Annotated in this window: 20 protein-coding genes; 10 read left to right on the forward strand and 10 right to left on the reverse strand. The window is 65.8% G+C overall.

The window, feature by feature from the left end; genetic code table 11:
• Nucleotides 1-7: 7 nt before the first annotated feature.
• The 6 genes from lpxK to ACVISU_RS14660 all read right to left on the reverse strand — a co-directional run bounded on the left by lpxK (nt 8) and on the right by ACVISU_RS14660 (nt 5,637).
• Complete coding sequence (gene lpxK / locus ACVISU_RS14635; protein WP_456707394.1) at nt 8-1,030, reverse strand: tetraacyldisaccharide 4'-kinase; 1,023 nt, start codon at nt 1,028-1,030, stop codon at nt 8-10.
• Nucleotides 1,023-2,357: a 3-deoxy-D-manno-octulosonic acid transferase gene (locus ACVISU_RS14640; protein ID WP_456707395.1), complete on the reverse strand. Its 1,335-nt coding sequence runs from the start codon at nt 2,355-2,357 to the stop codon at nt 1,023-1,025. The genes lpxK and ACVISU_RS14640 overlap by 8 nt, the downstream gene beginning before the upstream one ends.
• Nucleotides 2,320-3,033 carry a lysophospholipid acyltransferase family protein gene (locus tag ACVISU_RS14645; RefSeq protein WP_050403682.1) on the reverse strand — a complete coding sequence of 238 codons (714 nt, stop codon included), beginning with the start codon at nt 3,031-3,033 and terminating at the stop codon, nt 2,320-2,322. Before ACVISU_RS14645 ends, ACVISU_RS14640 begins: the two co-directional genes overlap by 38 nt.
• Nucleotides 3,030-3,278, reverse strand: coding sequence for a DUF4170 domain-containing protein (locus ACVISU_RS14650; RefSeq protein ID WP_050403683.1), 249 nt, complete (start codon nt 3,276-3,278; stop codon nt 3,030-3,032). Before ACVISU_RS14650 ends, ACVISU_RS14645 begins: the two co-directional genes overlap by 4 nt.
• Nucleotides 3,279-3,452: 174 nt before the next feature.
• Nucleotides 3,453-4,262: an inositol monophosphatase family protein gene (locus ACVISU_RS14655; RefSeq protein ID WP_456707396.1), complete on the reverse strand. Its 810-nt coding sequence runs from the start codon at nt 4,260-4,262 to the stop codon at nt 3,453-3,455.
• Entirely contained in the window at nt 4,249-5,637 is a 1,389-nt protein-coding gene (locus ACVISU_RS14660) for a TldD/PmbA family protein (protein ID WP_050403685.1), read from the reverse strand. Before ACVISU_RS14660 ends, ACVISU_RS14655 begins: the two co-directional genes overlap by 14 nt.
• Nucleotides 5,638-5,912: 275 nt before the next feature.
• Between ACVISU_RS14660 and ACVISU_RS14665 the strand changes: the two genes are divergently transcribed.
• The gene (locus ACVISU_RS14665) at nt 5,913-6,437 is read left to right on the forward strand and encodes a DUF6101 family protein (RefSeq protein ID WP_456707397.1); all 525 of its coding nucleotides are present in this window, start codon (nt 5,913-5,915) and stop codon (nt 6,435-6,437) included.
• A gap of 310 nt (nt 6,438-6,747) precedes the next feature.
• On the opposite strand, the gene ubiA is transcribed toward ACVISU_RS14665, so the two are convergent.
• Together ubiA and ACVISU_RS14675 are read right to left on the reverse strand one after the other, a co-directional pair.
• The gene (ubiA, locus tag ACVISU_RS14670) at nt 6,748-7,680 is read right to left on the reverse strand and encodes a 4-hydroxybenzoate octaprenyltransferase (protein ID WP_050403687.1); all 933 of its coding nucleotides are present in this window, start codon (nt 7,678-7,680) and stop codon (nt 6,748-6,750) included.
• A 10-nt stretch (nt 7,681-7,690) separates the two neighbouring features.
• Nucleotides 7,691-8,425 (reverse strand): hypothetical protein, encoded by a 735-nt coding sequence (locus ACVISU_RS14675; protein WP_050403688.1) that lies wholly within the window; start codon nt 8,423-8,425, stop codon nt 7,691-7,693.
• A 435-nt stretch (nt 8,426-8,860) separates the two neighbouring features.
• On the opposite strand from ACVISU_RS14675, the gene ACVISU_RS14680 reads away from it, so the two are divergent.
• The 6 genes from ACVISU_RS14680 (at nt 8,861) to ACVISU_RS14705 (ending at nt 14,965) form a co-directional block, all read left to right on the forward strand.
• Nucleotides 8,861-9,604 carry a 16S rRNA (uracil(1498)-N(3))-methyltransferase gene (locus ACVISU_RS14680; protein ID WP_456707398.1) on the forward strand — a complete coding sequence of 248 codons (744 nt, stop codon included), beginning with the start codon at nt 8,861-8,863 and terminating at the stop codon, nt 9,602-9,604.
• Between the two features lie 237 nt (nt 9,605-9,841).
• Nucleotides 9,842-11,002, forward strand: a complete 1,161-nt coding sequence (locus ACVISU_RS14685; protein WP_456707399.1) for an ATP phosphoribosyltransferase regulatory subunit — start codon at nt 9,842-9,844, stop codon at nt 11,000-11,002.
• Nucleotides 10,999-11,976, forward strand: a complete 978-nt coding sequence (gene hisG, locus ACVISU_RS14690) for an ATP phosphoribosyltransferase (protein ID WP_050403690.1) — start codon at nt 10,999-11,001, stop codon at nt 11,974-11,976. Before ACVISU_RS14685 ends, hisG begins: the two co-directional genes overlap by 4 nt.
• Nucleotides 11,977-12,115: 139 nt before the next feature.
• Nucleotides 12,116-13,162: a glycosyltransferase family 2 protein gene (locus ACVISU_RS14695; protein ID WP_050403691.1), complete on the forward strand. Its 1,047-nt coding sequence runs from the start codon at nt 12,116-12,118 to the stop codon at nt 13,160-13,162.
• Nucleotides 13,159-14,001 carry a ChbG/HpnK family deacetylase gene (locus ACVISU_RS14700; RefSeq protein WP_456707400.1) on the forward strand — a complete coding sequence of 281 codons (843 nt, stop codon included), beginning with the start codon at nt 13,159-13,161 and terminating at the stop codon, nt 13,999-14,001. Before ACVISU_RS14695 ends, ACVISU_RS14700 begins: the two co-directional genes overlap by 4 nt.
• 136 nt (nt 14,002-14,137) lie before the next feature.
• Complete coding sequence (locus tag ACVISU_RS14705) at nt 14,138-14,965, forward strand: DUF2076 domain-containing protein (protein WP_050403749.1); 828 nt, start codon at nt 14,138-14,140, stop codon at nt 14,963-14,965.
• 225 nt (nt 14,966-15,190) lie between these two features.
• On the opposite strand, the gene ACVISU_RS14710 is transcribed toward ACVISU_RS14705, so the two are convergent.
• The gene (locus ACVISU_RS14710) at nt 15,191-16,000 is read right to left on the reverse strand and encodes a L,D-transpeptidase (protein ID WP_050403693.1); all 810 of its coding nucleotides are present in this window, start codon (nt 15,998-16,000) and stop codon (nt 15,191-15,193) included.
• 311 nt (nt 16,001-16,311) lie between these two features.
• On the opposite strand from ACVISU_RS14710, the gene ACVISU_RS14715 reads away from it, so the two are divergent.
• The gene (locus ACVISU_RS14715) at nt 16,312-17,088 is read left to right on the forward strand and encodes a protein phosphatase CheZ (RefSeq protein WP_050403694.1); all 777 of its coding nucleotides are present in this window, start codon (nt 16,312-16,314) and stop codon (nt 17,086-17,088) included.
• A gap of 361 nt (nt 17,089-17,449) precedes the next feature.
• Here the strand turns inward: ACVISU_RS14715 and ACVISU_RS14720 are convergent, their stop codons facing one another.
• Nucleotides 17,450-17,968, reverse strand: a complete 519-nt coding sequence (locus ACVISU_RS14720) for a hypothetical protein (protein ID WP_050403750.1) — start codon at nt 17,966-17,968, stop codon at nt 17,450-17,452.
• Nucleotides 17,969-18,299: 331 nt separating this feature from the next.
• Here ACVISU_RS14720 and ACVISU_RS14725 point away from each other — a divergent pair, with 331 nt between their 5' ends.
• Together ACVISU_RS14725 and groL are read left to right on the forward strand one after the other, a co-directional pair.
• Nucleotides 18,300-18,596 (forward strand): co-chaperone GroES, encoded by a 297-nt coding sequence (locus tag ACVISU_RS14725; RefSeq protein WP_018269780.1) that lies wholly within the window; start codon nt 18,300-18,302, stop codon nt 18,594-18,596.
• A gap of 203 nt (nt 18,597-18,799) precedes the next feature.
• A complete protein-coding gene (gene groL, locus ACVISU_RS14730; protein ID WP_063695299.1) occupies nt 18,800-20,446 on the forward strand; it encodes a chaperonin GroEL in 1,647 nt (548 codons plus the stop codon).
• The last annotated feature ends 116 nt before the right edge of the window (nt 20,447-20,562 follow it).

Below are 20,562 nucleotides of genomic sequence, written 5' to 3' on the forward strand. Positions count from 1 at the left end.
GCCCGGTTCATGTTTGCAGCCTCCTGTTCCGCGCCTTGAACAGCTGATCGGTCACCAGGCGCCGCAGCGCGCCGGCGTCCTCGAATTGCAGCGTCACCGCGAATGGCACGGTCGCCTGTGCCCAGGCCGGCATCCCCGCCGGACCACGCAGCCGCGCCAGATCCTTTTCCGTCGTCACCAGCGTCAGGGCGTCGCCTCTCGCATCGGCAACGAGCTGCGCGATCTCATCCCTGGTGAAGGCATGATGATCGGGGAACGCCGTGTTGCGGACGACGTCGATGCCGCTTGCGCGCAGCGAGTTGAAGAAGCGCGTGGGATCGCCGATGCCGGCGAAAGCGAGTACGCGCTGACCACGCAACGCATTCAATGAGGCCTCGTCTGGCCTCAGATGCGCCGACAAGATCGGCTTGCCACGGGATGCGAGATCGGCCGCAATCTTCTGCGCCGCGCTCCCCTCACCGACCACGATCAGCGCGTCGGTGCGCTCCAGCTGCGGCGAGAGCGGCGCACGCAACGGTCCTGCCGGAATAACGCGACCATTGCCGATGCCGCGCGTGCCGTCGATCACGATCAGGCAGGTGTCCTTGAGCACGCTCGGATTCTGGAAGCCGTCATCCATCAGGATCACGCTCGCATTCTGCGCGCGCGCCAGCGCCAGGCCAGCGGCGCGGTCGCGCGACACCACGACCGGCAACGTCGCGGCCATCATCAGCGGCTCGTCGCCGACATCGGCCGCCGCGTGGCTGTCGCGATCGACCTTGACCGGCCCGGCAAGCGCGCCGCCATAGCCGCGGCTGAGCACTACCGGGCGTTCGTCGAGCTCGCGCAGCAGTTTTGCCAGCGCCAGCACGGTCGGCGTCTTGCCGGCACCGCCGACATGGTAATTGCCGACGCAGATCACGGGAATGCCGGCATCGATGCCGGCTCGCTGCATCCGCCGCGCAGCCACCGCGCCGTACAGCGCGGCAAGCGGTCGGAGTAATTGCGATGTCCAAGACGATGGCCGGTGCCAGAAGGCCGGCTCACGCATTGGCCGCTCCCATCTCGAGCTGCAACTGCAACAGATAGGGCTCGAGAGCGGTCACCGTACGCTCCAGCGCGCCGCCGAGCTGTTCGACGACGCGCTCGGACGCCGCAAGCGAGGTATCGCGCGCTGCGGGATCGGCGAGGAACTGGCCGAGCTGCTTGACCAGCGCGTCCAGATCGTCGGCGCGGCGCGCGCCGCCGGCGCGATCGAGTGCCTCATAGACCTCGGTGAAGTTGAAGACGTGCGGGCCGTGCACGATCGCAGCGCCGAGCTTGATCGCCTCGATCGGGTTCTGGCCGCCATGCGCGACCAGCGAGCCGCCCATGAACACGATCGGCGCGAGGCGATAGAACAGGCCGAGCTCGCCCATTGTGTCGCCGACGTAGATATCCGTGGTTGCGACCGGCAGGTCCTCATGCGAGCGCAGGCCGGGTCGCAGGCCCCGCTCCGTCACCAGCCGCGCCACTGCCTCGCCGCGCGCGGCATGGCGCGGCACGATCACCGTGAGCAGCCCGGGGAAGTATCCGGCGAGCGACTTGTGCGCCTCGATCAGGAGCTCTTCCTCGCCGGGATGGGTCGACGCGGCAACCACGATCGCACGGCCGCGCGTCACCGACATCAGCCGCTCCAGCTTGGCGGGATCGGCCGGCGGCGCCGCGACGTCGAGCTTGAGGTTGCCGGTGACCAGGACATTCTGGCTGCCGAGCGCGGCAAAGCGCTCGGCATCGGTCTTCGACTGCGCGAGGCAGATGTCGAACCGTCCGAGCAGCGCCCCGATGGTGTTGGAGAGGCGGCGCCAGCGCGGGAACGAGCGCTGCGACATCCGCCCGTTGATCAGGACCATCGGCAGCCGCCGCGCGGCGCTCGACAGGATCAGGTTCGGCCACAAATCGGACTCGATGAACAGCGCCAGCGACGGACGCCAGTGATCGAGGAAGCGCGCGACGTAGCGCGGCGAGTCGTACGGCACGTATTGATGGATCACGTCGGGCGGAAAGCGCTTGGCGACGATCGCGGCAGACGTCACCGTCCCTGACGTGAGCAGGATGCGCAGGTTCAGCGCGCGCAACCGCTCGATCAGCCCGACCGCCGCCAGCACCTCGCCGACGCTCGCGCCGTGAATCCACACCAGCGGTCCCTGCGGCCTGGTATCGGCGCTGACGCCGCGCCGCTCGCCGACACGTTCGGGGTCTTCCTTGCCGAGCTTGAGCCGCCGCTTGATCAGCGCAGGCGCGAGCGGCACCATCGCGGACGACAGCTTGCGATAGACACGCAACGTCATCGGTAGCGAGCTAGCCAAGCGTTGCCTCCGGCCGCCCGACGGCTGCATAGGCGCGCCGGGTCGCTTCGTTAAGCAGATTCTCCACGTGCTGCCGAAGCTTCTCCATCGTCGCGGCATCGGCATCGGGCGGCACATAGACCGGCTCAATACCTACCACTGCGCCGCGCCCGAATGGCAAATTGATGGTCGTGGAATCCCAGTTTTTCAACCGGATGAAGCGGCTGGTGACCATCGCAAACGGGATGATCGGCCGGCCGGTTTCCCGCGCCAGCATGATGGCCCCGAGGCCCGCCACCCGCGCTCGCTTCGGCACATCGGCGGTGGTCGCCATATTGCAGCCGTCTTCCAGCGTCCGCACCATCTCCAGGAAGGCGCCGACGCCGCCCTTGCGATGGAACGCGCCGGAATGGTCGCCGGACCCCCTGATCGTGCCGATGCCGAGCCGCTCGACCGCCAGGGCATTGAACTCGCCGTCGCGGTGGCGGGAGATCAAGACCTTGGCGCGGTAGCTGTCCTTGGTCCTGATGAACGGCGTCATGAAGTGCTGGCCGTGCCAGAACACGAAGATCGCCGGCATCAAGGGCTCGACGATCCCGTATACGTCATGCGGCTGATAGATGAAGCGGTTGGTGTACCACACCAGCCGCAGATACTCGGCCGCAAGCACACCCAGCGCGCGCTGCACGAAGCCGCTGCGCAGCAGATCGCGAAATAGTCGTTTCAATGGGAGTGCTTTGCGTCCTGCTCGGGATCGAGCAACCGGTGGAGGTGAACGACGAAATAGCGCATCTGGGCGTTGTCCACGGTCGCTTGCGCCTTCGCCTTCCAGGCCGCATAGGCGGTCGCATAGTTCGGGTAGACGCCGACGATCTCGACTTCGTCCAGATTCTTGAAGGTGTTGTGCTCGAGATCGGTCAACTCGCCGCCGATCACGAGGTGAAGCAGCTGTGGCTGGGCATTGTCTGACATGATGGTTTTCCTAACGAGATGCCCGGCAAGCAAATGAAGTCGTGGTCGTCACAGGTCTGATCGTTATCAAGGCTGGTCGTTATCAAGTCGGCTCGTTACAAGTCTGGTCGTCACAAGCCTGTCGTAACAGGTCTGCTCGTCACAATCGGAAGCGCGGCGCGGATTGGCGGGACCTCACGGCAGTGGACGGTTGCGAAAATGCTCGACAATGCGTGCATGACGTTCGCGTCCTGCTGCCACCAGCACCCCATGCGTCACCTCCCGGCGATTGTACTCAATCGCTTCCCCCGAGAGCGCGGTCATCTTACCACCCGCTTCCTGCACGATCAAATTCGCGGCGGCAAGATCCCAGTCGCGGCTTTGCCCGCCGGCAAAGGCGGCGTCAAGTCGACCTTGTGCTACGCGGCACAACCGCAGGGCCAGCGATCCGATCCGCGGAAACAGCGTGATCTCGTCCGACGTCGGGCTGAGCCGCTGCACCAGCGGCTTCGGCCCGGCCATGCGCGGGAAATCGAAATCGGTGCCCGTTGTCGCGTGCACACCGCTGTCGTTCAGGGTGGTGCCCTGACCGCGGGCGGCGAAGAAGAATTCCTCGGTCACCGGCGCATACACCGCCGCGAGCACCGGCGATGCATTTTCAACCAGCGCCACACTGACGCACCAGTCTTCGCGGCCGGCGAGATAGGCACGGGTGCCATCGATCGGATCGACGATCCAGGTGAAACGCCTGTCGAGACGGCTCTCGTTGTCGGCACTCTCCTCCGACAACCAGCCGTAACCCGGCGTCGCCGAACGAAGCTGCTGCTCCAGCAGGTCGTTGACCGCGATATCGGCCTCCGACACCGGCGAGGACGCGCCCTTGATCCAGTTCTTCAATTCGGTGCGGAACATCGACAGACCGAGCCGGCCCGCCTCCTGCACTGTCTTGGTCAGCAAGGCGGCATCGCGCGCCTTGGTCCAGTCGTCCGTATCAGCGTCCGCCAAGCGTCAGGCCCTCGATGCGCAAGGTCGGCGAATTGACGCCGTAGCGGAACTCCAGATCGTTGGCGGCGACCAGCGACTTGAACATCGGCAGCAGATGGCCGGCGATGGTCACTTCGCTGACCGGATAGGTGATCTCGCCATTCTCGATCCAGAAGCCGGACGCGCCGCGGCTGTAATCGCCGGTCACGCCGTTGACGCCGGAGCCGATCAGGTCGGTGACATAGAAGCCCTGCTTGATGTCGGAGATCAGCTCCTTGGGCGTCACTGCACCCGGCTCCAGATGCAGATTATAGGTGCCCGGCGACGGCGAGGAGGACACGCCGCGATGCGCATGCCCGGTCGTGACCAGGCCGAGCTCGCGCGCGGTCGCGGAGTCCAGCACCCAGGTGGTCAGCACGCCCTCGTCAATCAGCGCGATCTTCTTCACCTTGACGCCCTCGGCGTCGAAGGTCTGCGAGCGCAGGCCACGCACGCGCAAGGGATCGTCGATGATGCGGATATCCCTCGAGAACAGCTGCTCGCCGAGCTTGTCCTTCAGGAAGCTGGTCTTGCGCGCGATCGAGGCGCCGTTGATGGCGCCGACCAGATGGCCGACGATCGAGCCCGCAACCCGCGGGTCGAACACCACAGGCACCTTGCAGGTCTCGACCTTGCGCGGATTCGCGCGCGCCACCGCACGCTCGCCGGCCTTGCGGCCGACGGTGGCAGGTGAATCGAGATCGGATGCATGCGGCGCGCTGGTGAAATCGTAATCGCGCTCCATGCCAGTGCCCTCACCGGAAATCGCGGTCGTCGAGATGCCATGGCTGGAACGAAGATAGGATCCGTGGAAGCCGGTAGACGTCACCAGCACCATGCCGCCGATCCCGGTTGAGGCCGACGCACCGCCGGACTTGGTGACACCCTTGACCGCGAGCGCGGCAGCTTCCGCTTCGATGGCGCGCTGCTCGAGCTCGGCCGTGGTCGGGACGTTGCGGTCGAGCAGATCGAGATCGGGGAAATCATGCGCGAGGAGCGCGGGATCGGCGAGGCCGACATATTTGTCGTCGGGCGCGACGCGCGCCATCGCGACCGCGCGCTCGGCGAGCTTTGCGATCTCGTCGCCGCTGATGTCATTGGTCGACACCACCGCCTGGCGCTGGCCGACGAATACCCGCAGGCCGACGTCATCGCCTTCGGAACGTTCGGTTTCCTCGACGCGGCCATCGCGCACTTCGACGCCTTGCGAGACGCCGCGCACCGCGATGGCATCGGCCGCATCGGCGCCGGCGCGCTTGGCGGCTTCGACCAGACGCTGCGCAAGGTCGCTCAGGCCGGACTGATCGAACAGATCGGAGGTATCGCCGTGTCGCGATGCAAATGGTGAAGAGTTCACGAACGAATTCCTGCGGATGGAGGGGGCCCGGAATGGCGTCGACAGACCTAACCAGATGTGCCGGATTCACAGGGATTTCAAGCACTTTGCACCGGCGGCCAACAAAGATTTGAGTGATTGGCGCAAGGCTTCGTCAATCATGCGGGCCAACCTCTTGTCAATCATGGCACGAGGTGAGGAGCGGTTAACCAGGCTTTTTAAGCCGAAACGGCCATCGCTCGGCTAGGCTCTCACACATCGACCGGGAACATAATCCCGGCGGGGAGACTAAGGCTTTGAGGCGTCAAACACCAACAAGCGGAATCAATTCCGCCGGGTCGAGCCGCGCACTGCGGCTCGACCCCCTTTGCCTTCCGCTTAGCTTCCACGCGCAGGATGCGCGCGCGGATGGCGGCATGCGGCAGGTCGAGCTTCATCGCGAACATGTCGTGCTGCGCCGCGCCGTTCTCGGCATGCGGATGGCGGTCAATGTTCGCGTCAGCGATTTCCTCGGCGTCGCGCTGCGCGGCATCGACGATGCGCAGATGTTGGTGCTGGTTCACCGCGATCCCGCGCTCAGCATTCCACTCGGCTCAAGTTCGGATGCCGAAGAAATCGCCTCCGCCTGGCAGATGTGGAGCGACATCTTCCGTCTGCCGCAACTAACCGAGCCGGCGCCGCGGACGCCCTCCCCGCGCCGCCGTCGCCGCAACGCGATCCGCGCGCGACGCCCGAAATTCCTGGTCCGCCGCCGCGCCGGCGTCAGCCTCAACGGCACCAGCGTGCATCGCGACGAGCGCGAGATCATCGCGCGGGACTGAGTTCGTTTCGCCGCGCTCCACGACTCTCACCTCTTTCGCCAGGACGACGATGAAAATGGCTCACGGCGCGTAAGGGATGCACCGGCGGAAGGGTTCCCTCCCCCCTTGCGGGGGAGGGTTAGGGAGAGGGGTGCCACACGACGCGCTCTCTCCGTATTCGTCACGATGACGAGCGAACAAGTTGCAAGAACGATCTCCCCTTCGATCATCTCGCCCGGGGCCACCCCTCTCCCCACCCTCTCCCGCAAGGGGAGAGGGAGCCTGAGCAGCGTGCTCACCTCACTGTTATTTTGTGGCGAGTGAAGAAAAACTACGCCGCGCGCAGCACCGCATCGACGACCAGGCTCGCGAACAGAATGAAGCCGGCGTCGCGATTGGATTTGAAGATGCGCAGGCAGAGCGCGGGATCGCTGGTGTCGAGCCGGCGGATTTGCCAGGCGAGATGCAGCGCGAATGCCGCTAGCCCGATCCACGCCGGCCAGCGGGCGCCGGCAAGCGCGAACGCTACGCCGATCAGCAGCACGGCGAGACCGTAGAAAATCTTAAGCGCCAGATGGGTGCGTGCGCCGAACAGGCGCGCGGTGGATTTGACGCCGATCAGCGCGTCATCCTCGGCATCCTGATGGGCGTAGATGGTGTCGTAGGCGATCACCCAGGCGATCGATCCGGCGTAGAGCGCGATCGCGGCCGGATCGATGCGCTCCAGCGTCACCGCAAAACCCATCAGCGCGCCGTAGGAAAAGGCGAGGCCGAGCACGACCTGCGGCCACCAGGTGATCCGCTTCATGAACGGATAGATCGCGACGATCAAAAGCGAGGCGATGCCGGTCATGACAGCAAAGCGGTTGAACTGCAAAAGCACCGCAAGCCCGATCAGCGCCTGCAGCACCATGAAGACCACAGCCTGCGTCACCGTCACCTGCCCGGCCGGGATCGGCCGCGACCGGGTGCGCTCAACCCTGGCGTCGAGATCGCGATCGGTGATGTCGTTCCAGGTGCAGCCCGCGCCGCGCATCACGAAGGCGCCGATGAAGAACAGCAGCACGACGAGCGGCAGCGCGCGAACATCATGTGCGACGCCGGCGGCGAGCGCCGCCGACCACCAGCACGGCATCAACAACAGCCAGGAGCCGATCGGCCGGTCGTAGCGCGCAAGCCGCAGATAGGGCCGCGACCAGACCGGCGCATGGGTATCCACCCAGTTGCCTGTGGAGTCGGCAACGCGGGCGGAAACATCGCTCATGACGGATCCATCAACGGGTGAGAACGTTGCCGTTCAGCGTGTCGAAGGTGCTGCCGCCCTTCTTGGTCGGGGTCGCTTCCGGCAGCGAGGCGGACGAGCCGAGCACGTCGCTCAGCGACGGTCCCGCGGGCCCGCGCGGCTGCGCCGCCGCCTGCTCCGCAACGTTGCAGACCTTCTTCAGCAACGCCTCGGTATTCTTGTGGCCGGTCTTGAGCTGCTCGGAGATCTGCGGCGGGATTCCGCACTTCGACGCGTTGGTGTCGACGTATTTGATCATCCTGACTTCGGCCTGGCTGTAATTGCCGATCAGCTTGCAGGCCTCCTGGGGGCTGGCATGCCGGTCGCTCGCCGCTTTGATCGCCTTGCCGCGCTTCTCGGTCTCCTCGCGCAGCGGAACGAAATCCTTCATGCAGGCATCACCTGCCCCGCCGGCACCGGGCGGGGGCGGCGGCGACGACAGACCGCCGCCGGCAATCGGGGCTGCACCATTGGTCGGGAATGCCGATGGCGTCGCGCCGATCCTGGCCGCCGGCGCACCGTTGACCGGCGGGAACGCAGGATCCGAAGCGGTGCCTGCCCGGCCCGGGCTTGCACGCGCGCCGTTCACCGGCGGGAACGCGGGATCGGACGCAGTGCCGGCCTGGCCTTGATTGGGCAGCGGCGCCGGAAAGGCGCTCTGGGCCGCGGCGTTCCCCGCGGACAGGGCGGTCGCGGCAACGGTCAGCACGATCAGTCGGCGGATCATCGAGGGTGTTTCTCCGGCAAAAGGTCCAGGCAACCCCAGCGCAACAAAACGAAGCAACGAAATTTGGGGGCGTTTTACGATTCCTGGGAGCCCTTAACAACCCGTGGATTTGGGCGACAGCGCGGCGTAGGGCCACACCGGCCACATTAAATTGTTCCCCGATTTGAAGCCTTTAGGTGGCGAGCAGCGGTAAAACCGGACCATCAAGTCTGCCTGAACACGATTTTCAGTCATGCCTCGCGCGGCGCGCGGGGTTGGCCGAAAGGCAAAAGGGGCCGCGTGCAAGCGACCCCTTGGATTTCAAATAAGACTTGGTGACAGAAGCAATGTATCGACACCTCGTACTTACTGGGCCGGTGAGTTCCTGACGAGTCCGCACCATTACGGGGGCGCTCAGTTTGGTAAACTTGCCCACAGCACTGAGCCGCATCGAATATGCCTGACCACGATTTTCGCAGCCCCCGCCTGTTCGTCGATGCCCCGCTCGGTGCTGGCACCTCTGTTCCGCTGGAGCGCGACCAGAGCAACTATCTCGGCAACGTGCTGCGGCTCAATGCCGGCGACAGCGTGCTGGTGTTCAATGGCCGCGACGGCGAATGGCGGGCCGAGATCTCCGGCCGCAAGCGGGCCGACACGCTGACGATCACGGCGCAGACCCGGGTGCAGGACCGCCTGCCCGACCTGACCTATGTGTTCGCACCGCTGAAACATGCGCGGCTCGACTACATGGTGCAGAAGGCGGTCGAGATGGGCGCGGCACGGCTGGTGCCGGTGCTGACGCGCTTTACCCAGGTGTCGCGGGTCAACGGCGAGCGGATGCGCGCGAACGTGGTCGAAGCCGCCGAGCAATGCGGGATCATCTCGCTCGCCGAGGTCGCCGATCCCCTCCCGCTCGACCGTTTCCTCGCGGGTCGCGATCCGGCGCGGCTGCTGGTGTTCTGTGATGAGGCCGCCGAAGTGGCGAACCCGGTGCAGGCGCTGCAGGCGGCAAGGCGCGCGAACGCCGGGATCGACATCCTGATCGGCCCCGAGGGCGGCTTTGCCGAGGAGGAGCGCGCCCTGCTGCTGCGCCAGCCCAGCATCCTCCGCCTCGCCCTCGGCCCGCGTATCCTGCGCGCCGACACCGCCGCCGTCGCGGCGCTGGCGCTGGTGCAGGCGGCGCTCGGGGATTGGCAGTGAAAAGCAGCCCCCGTTCCGTCTCCTGAGGCGCGCGGAGCGAGCCTCAAGGACGACGGGACCTGAAAGCTGAGGGGAAGCATCTTTCCCTAGCCAAGCCGTCGTAAAATCGTTAACGCACGCAATCATTAAGCCACTTGGCTGATCGCTGTCGAAACCGTGATACGGCCATGGTAAGGGCTGCCCGAACCACCCTTGGAACCCGTGCGGACCCCGAATCCGCAACCTTTGGACGTCGAGATGAGCCAAGCTGCCGCACCACGATCCGCCGCCGGATCCGCCTTATGGGCGGATGCGCTGCTGGCCTCGTTCGCGCAGGCTGGCTATCTCAGGTCCGAGCCCGCGATCCTGCAGCCGGCCGAGCCGTTCCTCGACCTGTCCGGCGAGGACATCCGAAAGAGCCTGTATCTGACGACCGACCCGAGCGGCGAGGAACTCTGCCTGCGCCCGGATCTCACGATCCCGGTGGCGCGCGACTACCTCGCCTCGCCCCGCGCCGGCCAGCCGGCCGGCTTCAGCTATCTCGGCCCGGTGTTCCGCTATCGCGACGGAGCGCCGAGCCAGTTCCTGCAGGCCGGCATCGAATCCTTCGGACGGCAGGACCGCGCCGCGGCCGACGCCGAGATGCTGGCGCTGGCGCTGGAGGCGACCACGGCGTTCGGATTGACGGACGTCGAGATCCGCACCGGCGACGTCGCGCTGTTCAACGCGCTGATCGATGCACTCGAGCTTTACCCGGTGTGGCGACGCCGGCTGATCAAGGATTTCAACCGCAAGGTTTCGCTGACCGACGACATCGAGCAGCTGACCCTGGCGACCGCGCCCGGCCGCAACGAATATGAGGGCGTGCTCGCAGCGCTGGCCGGCTCCGACCGCAAAGCGGCGCTGGCGCTGGTCACCGACCTGATGTCGATCGCCGGCACCACCAATGTCGGCGGACGAACGGTCGCCGAGATCGCCGATCGCTTCCTCGAGCAATCGACACTGAAGGGTGGCGCACTGCCGCGCGATGCGCTCGCCACCATCAAGCGCTTCCTCGCCATATCAGGCGATCCCGACGACGCGGTCGCGCAGCTGCGCGCGCTGGCCGCCGACGCCAGGCTCGATCTTGCCGCCGCGATCGACCAGCTGGAGAGCCGGGTCGGCTTCATGGCCGCACGCGGCATCGATATCCGCAAGACGCGGTTCGCGACCGCATTCGGCCGCGGCCTCGACTACTACACCGGCTTCGAGTTCGAACTGCACGCCAGGGGCAACGGCGCCGAGCCGCTGGTCGCGGGCGGCCGCTATGACGGGCTGATGTCGCAGCTCGGCTCGGCCAATCCGATCCCCGCGGTCGGCTTCTCGGTCTGGATCGAGGCGATGAACCGGCATGGCAAGGCCGGCGGAGGCGCCCGATGAGCACGCCGTTCGTCGTCGCCGTTCCTTCCAAGGGACGTCTGCAGGAAAATGCCGAAAGCTTCTTCGCCCGCGCCGGGCTGACCCTGTCGAAAGCCGGCGGCGCGCGCGACTATCGCGGCACCATCGCCGGCGTCGACAATGTCGAGATCGCCTATCTGTCGGCGAGCGAGATCGCGGCCAATCTGGCGCGCGGCTCGGTGCATCTCGGCGTCACCGGCGAGGACCTGGTGCGCGAGAGCATTCCCGATGCCGACAAGCGCGTGCTGATGATCGAAGGCCTGGGCTTCGGCTATGCCAATGTCGTGGTCGCGGTGCCGCAGGCCTGGATCGACGTCCGCACCATGGCCGATCTCGACGACGTCGCGAGCGGCTTCCGTGAGCAGCACAACCACCGCATGCGGGTTGCGACCAAATACATCAACCTGACACGCGGCTTCTTTGCGAAGCACGGCGTCGGCGACTACCGCATCGTCGAAAGCGCCGGCGCCACCGAGGGCGCGCCCGCGGCCGGCACCGCCGAGTTGATCGTCGACATCACGACGACGGGCGCGACGCTCGCCGCCAACGGGCTCAAGGTGCTCGACGACGGTGTGATGCTGCGCAGCCAGGCCAACCTCGTCGCCTCCCGCGATGCCGACTGGTCGACCGGCGCCCGCGAGACTGCGCGCGTCATCCTCGACCACATCGCCGCGCGCGCCCGCGCCAGCAAATACCGCGAGGTCCGCACCCGCTTTGCCGGCTGCAACGACGCGCTGCTGTCGGAAGCCCATACCCGCTTCGGCGTGGTCGCCCCGTTCGGCAGCCCGACCTCGTCGGGCATGCTGACGCTGCACTGCCCACCCGGCAAGCTCTACGCGCTCGGCAGTTTCCTGCGCGAGCACGGCGCCGAGACCGTGTCGGTGGTGTCGCTTGACTATGTGTTCGACCGCGAGAACCCGCTGTTCGCCAGGCTCGAGGCGTTCCTGCGCCAATGAGCCGGTGTCGCCGTTCATGTTGGCGACAGCCGGCCGTCGGTACCATATTGTGTTCATGATATCTTGTCGTGACGCGTTTTCTCCACGCGAAGGCGAAGCTCTTTTCGCCGGAAAGCGCTCTAGTTCCGGAACCTGACCGATGATGCTGGGCTCTGACGTCTCCAGCCTGACCACAACCGCCAAGACCGCCGCCGCGCAGGGTCTGTCCATCGTCGTGCCCGTCTACAACGAGGCCGCCGGGCTTGCGGCGCTGCACCAACGACTGATCGACCTCGCCGGCTCGCTGCGCGCCCGCTACGGGCTCAATTGCGAAGTGGTCTATGTCGACGACGGCAGCGCGGACAACACGCTGGCGATCGCGCGCGGCCTGCCTGCCGACGGGCTCGACCTGCAGGTGGTGTCGCTGTCGCGCAATTTCGGCAAGGAGGCGGCGCTGATGGCCGGCCTCGACCATGCCCGCCGCGGCGCGGTGCTGTTCATGGACGGCGACGGCCAGCATCCTCCGACATTGGTGGAGCAGCTGGTCGCGCACTGGATCGATGACGGCTTTGATGTGGTCTACACGGCGAAGGCGCATCGCGACAATGAATCGGCGTTGCGGCGGCTTGCGGTGCGCGGCTTCTACGCGCTGATCAACTGGGGCGCGCGGCAGCAGATTCCCGAGGATGCCGGCGACTTCCGCCTGCTGTCGCCGCGCGCGGCAGCCGCCTTGCGGCAATTGCCGGAGCGCAACCGCTTCTTCAAGGGCCTCGCGAGCTGGATCGGCTTCAGGCAGATCCGCGTCGACTACGAGCCGGCGCCGCGCGCGCATGGCGTCACCACCTTCAACGCCGGCCGGCTGATCGGCCTGTCGATCGAGGGCCTGACCTCGTTCTCGGTGGCGCCGCTGCGCTTCGCCAGCCTGCTCGGCGCGCTGCTCGCCGGCGCAGCCTTCCTGTTCGGCCTCTCGATCCTGTGGGAAGTGCTGACCACCGGCAAGCAGGTGCCCGGCTATCCCTCGCTGATGATCGGCGTGATGACGATCGGCGGCGTGCAGCTGATCATGATCGGCATCGTCGGCGAATATATCGGCAAGATCCTCTCCGAATTGAAGGCACGGCCGATCTACTTCGTCGCCGAGCACACCGAGAAGCACGCCGACGGCGGCGCGGCGCAAAGCGCCACCGAGCGGACCGCCGCCGAATGAGCGACGCTGCGCCGCGCCGGATCTGGCTGTGTGCTGACGACTATGGCTTGAGTGATGGCGTCAACCGCGCGATCCGCGATCTGATCGAACGCGGCCGCCTCAATGCGACATCGGTGATGATGGTGACGGCAGCAATCGGCCGCGAGGCGGCGGCCGCGCTGACGGCATCGGTGGCGAAGAGCCTGCGCTGCGCGATCGGGCTGCATGTGACGCTGACCGCGCCGTTCCGGCCGCTGACGATGCATTTCCGCCCGCTCGACGGCGACATGTTCCTGCCGTTCCCGCGGCTGCTGCGTGCCGGGCTGATGCATCGGCTCGACGCCGAGCTGGTCCATGCCGAAGTGCTGGCGCAGCTCGACGCCTTCCACGATCTGTTCGGCCGCGCGCCCGATTTCGTCGACGGCCATCAGCACGCGCAGCTGTTCCCGCAGGTGCGCGACGGCTTCCTGCGCGCCGTGAAGGAGCGCGCGCCGGGCGCCTGGGTGCGGCAGTGCGGACGCGAAGGTCCCCTCGCACGCCAGCTCGCGGCGCCGAAGGCGCTGGTGCTGAACGTGCTCAGCACCCAATTCCGGATCAAGGCCCAGCGATCGGGCCTGCGCTTCAATCCGGCCTTCGCCGGCGCCTATGATTTCACACGCGAGACCGATTTCGCAGGCTTGATGCGCGGCTTCCTCGACGGCCTGCCCGAGGATGGGCTGGTGATGTGCCATCCCGGCTTCGTCGATGAAACGTTGAAGAGCCTCGATCCGCTGACGACGCAGCGCGAGACCGAGCATGCCTATCTCGCAGGCGACGATTTCCCCGCCCTGCTGGCCCTGAATAAAGTTACACTCGGATAAAGTTACATCGGCCTAACGAGGTTCATCCGGTCGTATTGTCGCATACATAAATTTAATTCGGGCCCCCACTCCTTGCGCCACAAAGCCCGTCCTACATCAGCCGCGCGCCGATTCGAGCGACGCGATGGAGAACGCCATGACACCGCAAGAACGCCAATTGATCGACGATCTCTTCGACCGGCTCGCCAAGCTGGAGAATGCCCCGCGCGACAGCGAGGCCATGTCCGCGATCATGCAAGGCCTGCGTAGCGCGCCGAATGCGGTTTACGCGCTGGTGCAGACCGCGCTGGTGCAGGACGAGGCGCTGAAGCGCGCCCACGACCGCATCCAGCAGCTCGAGGCCGCGGTCGCCCAGCAGCAGCCGGCACAGCAGCAGGGCGGCGGCTTCCTCGATTCGATGCGCGATGCGATCTTCGGACAGGGCCAGCAGCAGCCGCACGGCTCGGTGCCGCCGGTGCGCGCGCCCGATATCGGCGGCAGCCGCCCGGTCTGGAACTCGGGACAGGCGATGCAGCAGGCCGGCGGCTACGGCCAGCCGCCGCAGCAATATGGTCAGCCCCAATACGGCGGCCCGCAGCCCTCGGCCTTCGGCGGCGCGCCCGGTGGCGGTGGCGGCTCGTTCCTCGGCACTGCGGCTGCGGCCGCGGCCGGCGTGGTCGGCGGCGGGCTCTTGCTGTCGAGCATCCGCGGCATGATGGGCGGCGGCGGCCACCAGTCGCTGGCCGATGCGGGCAACTTCGGCGGCGGTTCGCGCCCCTGGGGCGGTGACCAGTCGTCGAGCGATCTTGCCCGTGACGCCGGGATCAACGATGTCGGCTCGAATCGCGACAGCGGCTCGCGCGCCAGCGCGTTCGACCAGGCGCAGGCCGATCGGGACAGTGACGATGATCAAGACGCCGACGACTTCGACAATGACGACGGCGGCTTCGATGATGGTGGCGGCGACGACAGCAACTACGCGTAAGCGTACGCATGTCGCCTGAACACGAACGGCCGCTCCATCGAGCGGCCGTTTTGTCTTGAACAATCCGTAGCCCCGGATGCAGCCGTTCTCCTTCCCCCTGAAAGGGGGAAGGTCGGGATGGGGGTCAGCCACACGCATTGCTGCTCATGGAGAGACCAGATCCCCACCCGCTCTGCTCTGACGAGCAAAGCGACCTCCCCTTTGCAAGGGGGGTTGACGCACCTCTCACATCACGACGACCTTGGCGCCGACATTGACGCGGCCATAGAGGTCGATCACGTCCTCATTGCGCATCCGGATGCAGCCCGACGAGACGTTAGTGCCGATCGTCCAGGGTTCGTTGGAGCCGTGGATGCGATAGAGCGAGGAGCCGAGATACATCGCGCGGGCACCGAGCGGATTCTCCGGGCCGCCTTCCATGTGCCGCGGCAGATCGGGACGGCGTGCCAGCATTTCCGGCGGTGGCGTCCAGGCCGGCCACTCCTTCTTCGCCGAGATCGTCTTGACGCCGGCCCAGGTGAAGCCGGGCCGCCCGACGCCGATGCCGTAGCGCAGCGCGCGGCCGTCGCCCTGCACCAGATAGAGGAACTTGTTCGGCGTATCGACGACGATGGTGCCGGCGCTTTCCTTGCCGCTGTAATCGACCAGCTGCTTTTCGTATCGCGGATCGAACGGACGCTGCGTCGGATCGCCGGCCGCCTCTTCCTGCTGGCGGATCATCTGCTGCTGCGGATCCATCGGCGGCAGCTCCTGGCGGTTGCCGTAATAACCGGGCTGTTGCTGATACCTCGGCTGCGGAGAATAACCCTGCGACGACGGCGCATCGCCAAACAGGAATTCGATGAAGCCGCCGCCCAGGTTGGAGCGTTGCGGCTGCACATAAGCGGTGCGCATCGGCGGCTGCGGTGCGCCCTGGTTGGCGTAGATCACGGTGGGCTCGGGCTGAGCCGATGCGTCGATCGCCATGGCATGATGCGGAAGGGCAACAAGCGAAGAGGCGCCGGCGAGCAGCGCAAGCGTGGTTTTCCTGAACATCGACGTACTCTGTACTGGTTTCGTCGTGACGTGTGACGTGGACGGAGCGCACAAGCCCCGTTGCACGTGGTCAATAAGCAATGAAAACCGCATCGGTTTGGTAAACGGATCGGCCGTTTCGATTCACCATCTCGACACTGCGGCGCGGTTTTGCCTGACAGCGTTTATTTTGCGTGAACGCCGCGGCGACATGGTTAATCGCCGGTATCGCAGCGGTTGCGCACGGGCGGCGCAAACTGTTCCCGCGTGAACCTGACGTTAAATCACCTCTCGCTAGAACGGACGGCAGTGAAGGGGCGGGAATGAAAATCATGTCAGTGAAGCGCAAGCGTTTTCGTGTCGAGCAGGCGATGGGCGAAGTCGTGATGCCGGAGCCGGAAGTTGCCGGCAGCGCCGAGCTCGGTCCGATGCATCGGGAGATCATGGCGGAGCTTCGCTCGATCCGCGCCCAGATGGCCGCGACGCCGGCGCAGCGCACCGGCGACAGCGTCGATGCCGCGGTCGCCCGCGAAGTCGCCGAGACGCACGCACTGCTCGAGACCTACCGCGCGCAGGTCGAACAATGCGAGAAGCTCAAGGTCGAGCTCGACCTGATCCACGACGCGATCAGCCGCACCAAACGCGAGATCGCCGTGCTGCACGGCAAGAGCTTCAACGGCGAGGAGATGGCCAAGGTCAATGGCGAGCTCGGCGCCGTGGTCGGCGGCACCGAACAGGCCACCCAGCTGATCCTCGAGGCGGTGGAGGCGATCGACCAGGCCGCGACCGCGCTCGCCAACAACGTCACGCCCGATCAGCAGAAGCGGCTCAGCGAAGATATTCAGGAGCGCGTGGTCTCGATCTTCGAGGCCTGCAACTTTCAGGACCTCACCGGCCAGCGCATCAGCAAGGTGATGCAGACGATGAAGTTCATCGAACAGCACATCAACGAGATGATGAACATCTGGGGCGGCGTCGACGCCATCAAGTCGCATGCGACGCCGATCGTCGACACCCGCGAGGGCGACGCCCGCCTGCTCAACGGCCCGAAGCTCGACGGCGACGCCGGCCACGCCTCGCAGGACGACATCGACGCAATGTTCAATTGAGGCTTGTCGAACGAGAACGAAAAGCGTCGGCCTCAAGGGCCGGCGTTTTTGTTTGGGCCACAGCCTGTCCGGCCGTCATTGCGAGCGAAGCGAAGCAATCCATCGTTCCGCACATGCGGCAGGATGGATTGCTTCGTCGCTTTGCTCCTCGCAATGACCGCCCGTTCCCTCCTCCCCTGTGGGAGAAGGTGGCGCGAAGCGCCGGATGAGGGGTTGTCTCGGCGTTTTCGGACCAGAGTGGGACTCGCGGAGAGAGACCCTCACCCGGATTGCATCTGACGATGCAATCCGACCTCTCCCACAGGGGGATTGGTGCACCGCCTGCGGGGCGCTAGATCCGTAGATAGCTCGAAGCCCGCCGTTACGCCCTCGGGGCGCAGCGGACATAGACCATGTTGCCGTAGCGGGTGGCGGCGTCCTTGTCGACGAAGCGGGTGATCATGACCCGGCCGTCGAACGAGAGGATCTCACGGTCCTGCTCGCCGGGCACAGGTCCGGGCGGGCCGATATAGTTCTTGCCGCTGGGGGAACCCTTCAGCCGCAGTTCCTGCGGGGTGGCCTGGTCGGCCAGATGCATGATGACGCCGCCGTTCTGGCCCGCGCCGATCACGTAAGGCTGCTTGCACTGGCCGCGCGCGGCGGCCTCGGTGCGGGCGCGGTCGGCGGGATTCTGGAACGAGGCGAGGCCCCAGCGGCCGACGATCTCGTCGGCGCGGATGCTCGCCGGCATCTCCGGGGCCACCCCCGGCTCGACCGGCCCCGGTTCGGGATTCGACGACAGCGACGGCAGGCTCATGCTGCCGCACGCCCCCAAAAGCGTCGTCAGCGCCGAGACAGCCGCGAACCGTGCGACCAATCGCGCGTTGAGTGACCTGATCATATGCATCCCCCGAACTATCTCCCGGCCGCACCCGTCATGCAGCCAAGCGTAAAACTTAAGGCGGAGCAATGACGTCTGACAAAATTACGTCATCGCTACGATTTGGTTTCCGGTCCACCATCCTATATTGGCCTCACCAAGGCCTTAACCCGTTTGCTTGACAGAAACTGCGCCAAGCCATATTTCCCGGCGCACAATTAGCACTCTTGCACCACGATTGCTAAATGCGCCGGGCGTCCTGCCTGGCGCCGACCGGGCCGGTATTCAACGCCGGTCTCGATGAACCGGACCTGAAACCGAGCCTCCAAGAGGACCTTCAAGAGGAAACGTCATGGCTAAATCCACCTTCCGCCCACTGCATGACCGCGTCGTGGTCAAGCGTATCGATGCCGAGGAGAAGTCCAAGGGCGGCATCATCATTCCGGACTCGGCCAAGGAGAAGCCGTCCCAAGGCGAGATCGTCGCCGTCGGCCCGGGGGGCCGGGACGAGGCCGGCAAGCTGATCCCGATCGACCTCAAGGTCGGCGACCGCGTGCTGTTCGGCAAGTGGTCGGGCACCGAGGTCAAGCTCGACAACCAGGAGCTCCTGATCATGAAGGAGTCCGACATCATGGGCGTGCTGGCGTAAGCGCCAGCATCTCCGAGGGCCGCCGCGCCCTCAGCTGTCATGCCCGGGCTTGACCCGGGCATCCATCACGCTTCCGAAGAATCTTACCAAAACGATGGATCGCCGGGTCACCTAGCACGAAGACGCACTTCGTGCTTTTGCCCGGCGATGACGAGCGTCAACAGACGGCAAGCAATTCACAGACATTCCAGGAGTTCAAATCAATGGCTGCCAAGGACGTAAAATTCGCCGGAGACGCCCGCGACCGCATGCTGCGCGGTGTCGACGTGCTCGCCAATGCCGTGAAGGTGACGCTCGGCCCGAAGGGCCGCAACGTCGTCATCGAGAAGAGCTTCGGCGCGCCCCGCATCACCAAGGACGGCGTCACCGTCGCCAAGGAGATCGAGCTCGACGACAAGTTCGAGAACATGGGCGCGCAGATGCTGCGCGAGGTCGCTTCCAAGACCAACGACACCGCCGGCGACGGCACCACCACCGCGACCGTGCTGGCGCAGGCCATCGTCCGCGAGGGCGCCAAGTCGGTCGCCGCCGGCATGAACCCGATGGATCTCAAGCGCGGCATCGACACCGCGGTCGCCGCCGTGATCAAGGACATCGAGAAGCGCGCCAAGGCGGTCGCCTCCTCCTCCGAAGTCGCCCAGGTCGGCACCATCTCCGCCAATGGCGATGCCGCCATCGGCAAGATGATCGCGCAGGCGATGCAGAAGGTCGGCAACGAGGGCGTCATCACCGTCGAGGAGAACAAGTCGCTCGAGACCGAGGTCGACATCGTCGAGGGCATGAAGTTCGACCGCGGCTACCTGTCGCCCTACTTCATCACCAACGCCGAGAAGATGACCGCCGAGCTCGAGGATGCCTACATCCTGCTGCACGAGAAGAAGCTGACCGGCCTGCAGTCGATGCTGCCGGTGCTGGAAGCGGTGGTGCAGTCGGGCCGTCCGCTCTTGATTCTCGCCGAGGACGTCGAGGGCGAGGCGCTGGCGACGCTGGTGGTCAACCGCCTGCGCGGCGGCCTCAAGGTCGCCGCCGTCAAGGCGCCGGGCTTCGGCGATCGCCGCAAGGCGATGCTGGAGGACATCGCGATCCTGACCGGCGGTCAGCTGATCTCCGACGACCTCGGCATGAAGCTCGAGAACGTCACGGTCAACATGCTGGGCCGTGCCGGCAAGATCGTGATCGACAAGGAGAACACCACGATCGTCAAGGGCGCCGGCAAGAAGAAGGACATCGACGCCCGCGTTGGCCAGATCAAGGCGCAGATCGAGGAAACCACCTCGGACTACGACCGTGAGAAGCTGCAGGAGCGTCTTGCCAAGCTCGCCGGCGGCGTTGCCGTCATCAAGGTCGGCGGCGCGACCGAGGTCGAGGTCAAGGAGAAGAAGGACCGTGTCGAGGACGCGCTGAACGCGACCCGCGCTGCGGTGCAGGAAGGCATCGTGCCGGGCGGCGGCGTTGCGCTGCTGCGCGCCAAGAAGGCGGTCGGCCGTCTCACCAACCCGAATGCCGACGTCCAGGCCGGCATCAACATCGTGCTCAAGGCACTCGAAGCTCCGGTCCGCCAGATCTCGGAGAACGCCGGCGTCGAGGGCTCGATCGTGGTCGGCAAGATCCTCGAGAACAAGTCGGAGACCTTCGGCTTCGACGCCCAGACCGAGGACTATGTCGACATGGTCGACAAGGGCATCATCGACCCCGCCAAGGTGGTGCGCACTGCGCTGCAGGACGCCTCCTCGGTGGCCGGCCTCCTGGTGACCACCGAAGCCATGGTCGCCGAACTGCCCAAGGACGCTGCGCCGGCAATGCCGGGCGGTGGCGGCATGGGTGGAATGGGCGGCATGGGCGGATTCTGAGCCCGGTCAGCACATTCGCATCGCGATCGAAGGCCGCCTCCGGGCGGCCTTCTTTTTTGCGGTTCAATTACGATCGAGACGTAAGATCATCCCATGTCCCGCGACGCCAAATCCCT

Source organism: Bradyrhizobium sp. USDA 4452 (genome assembly GCF_054063575.1).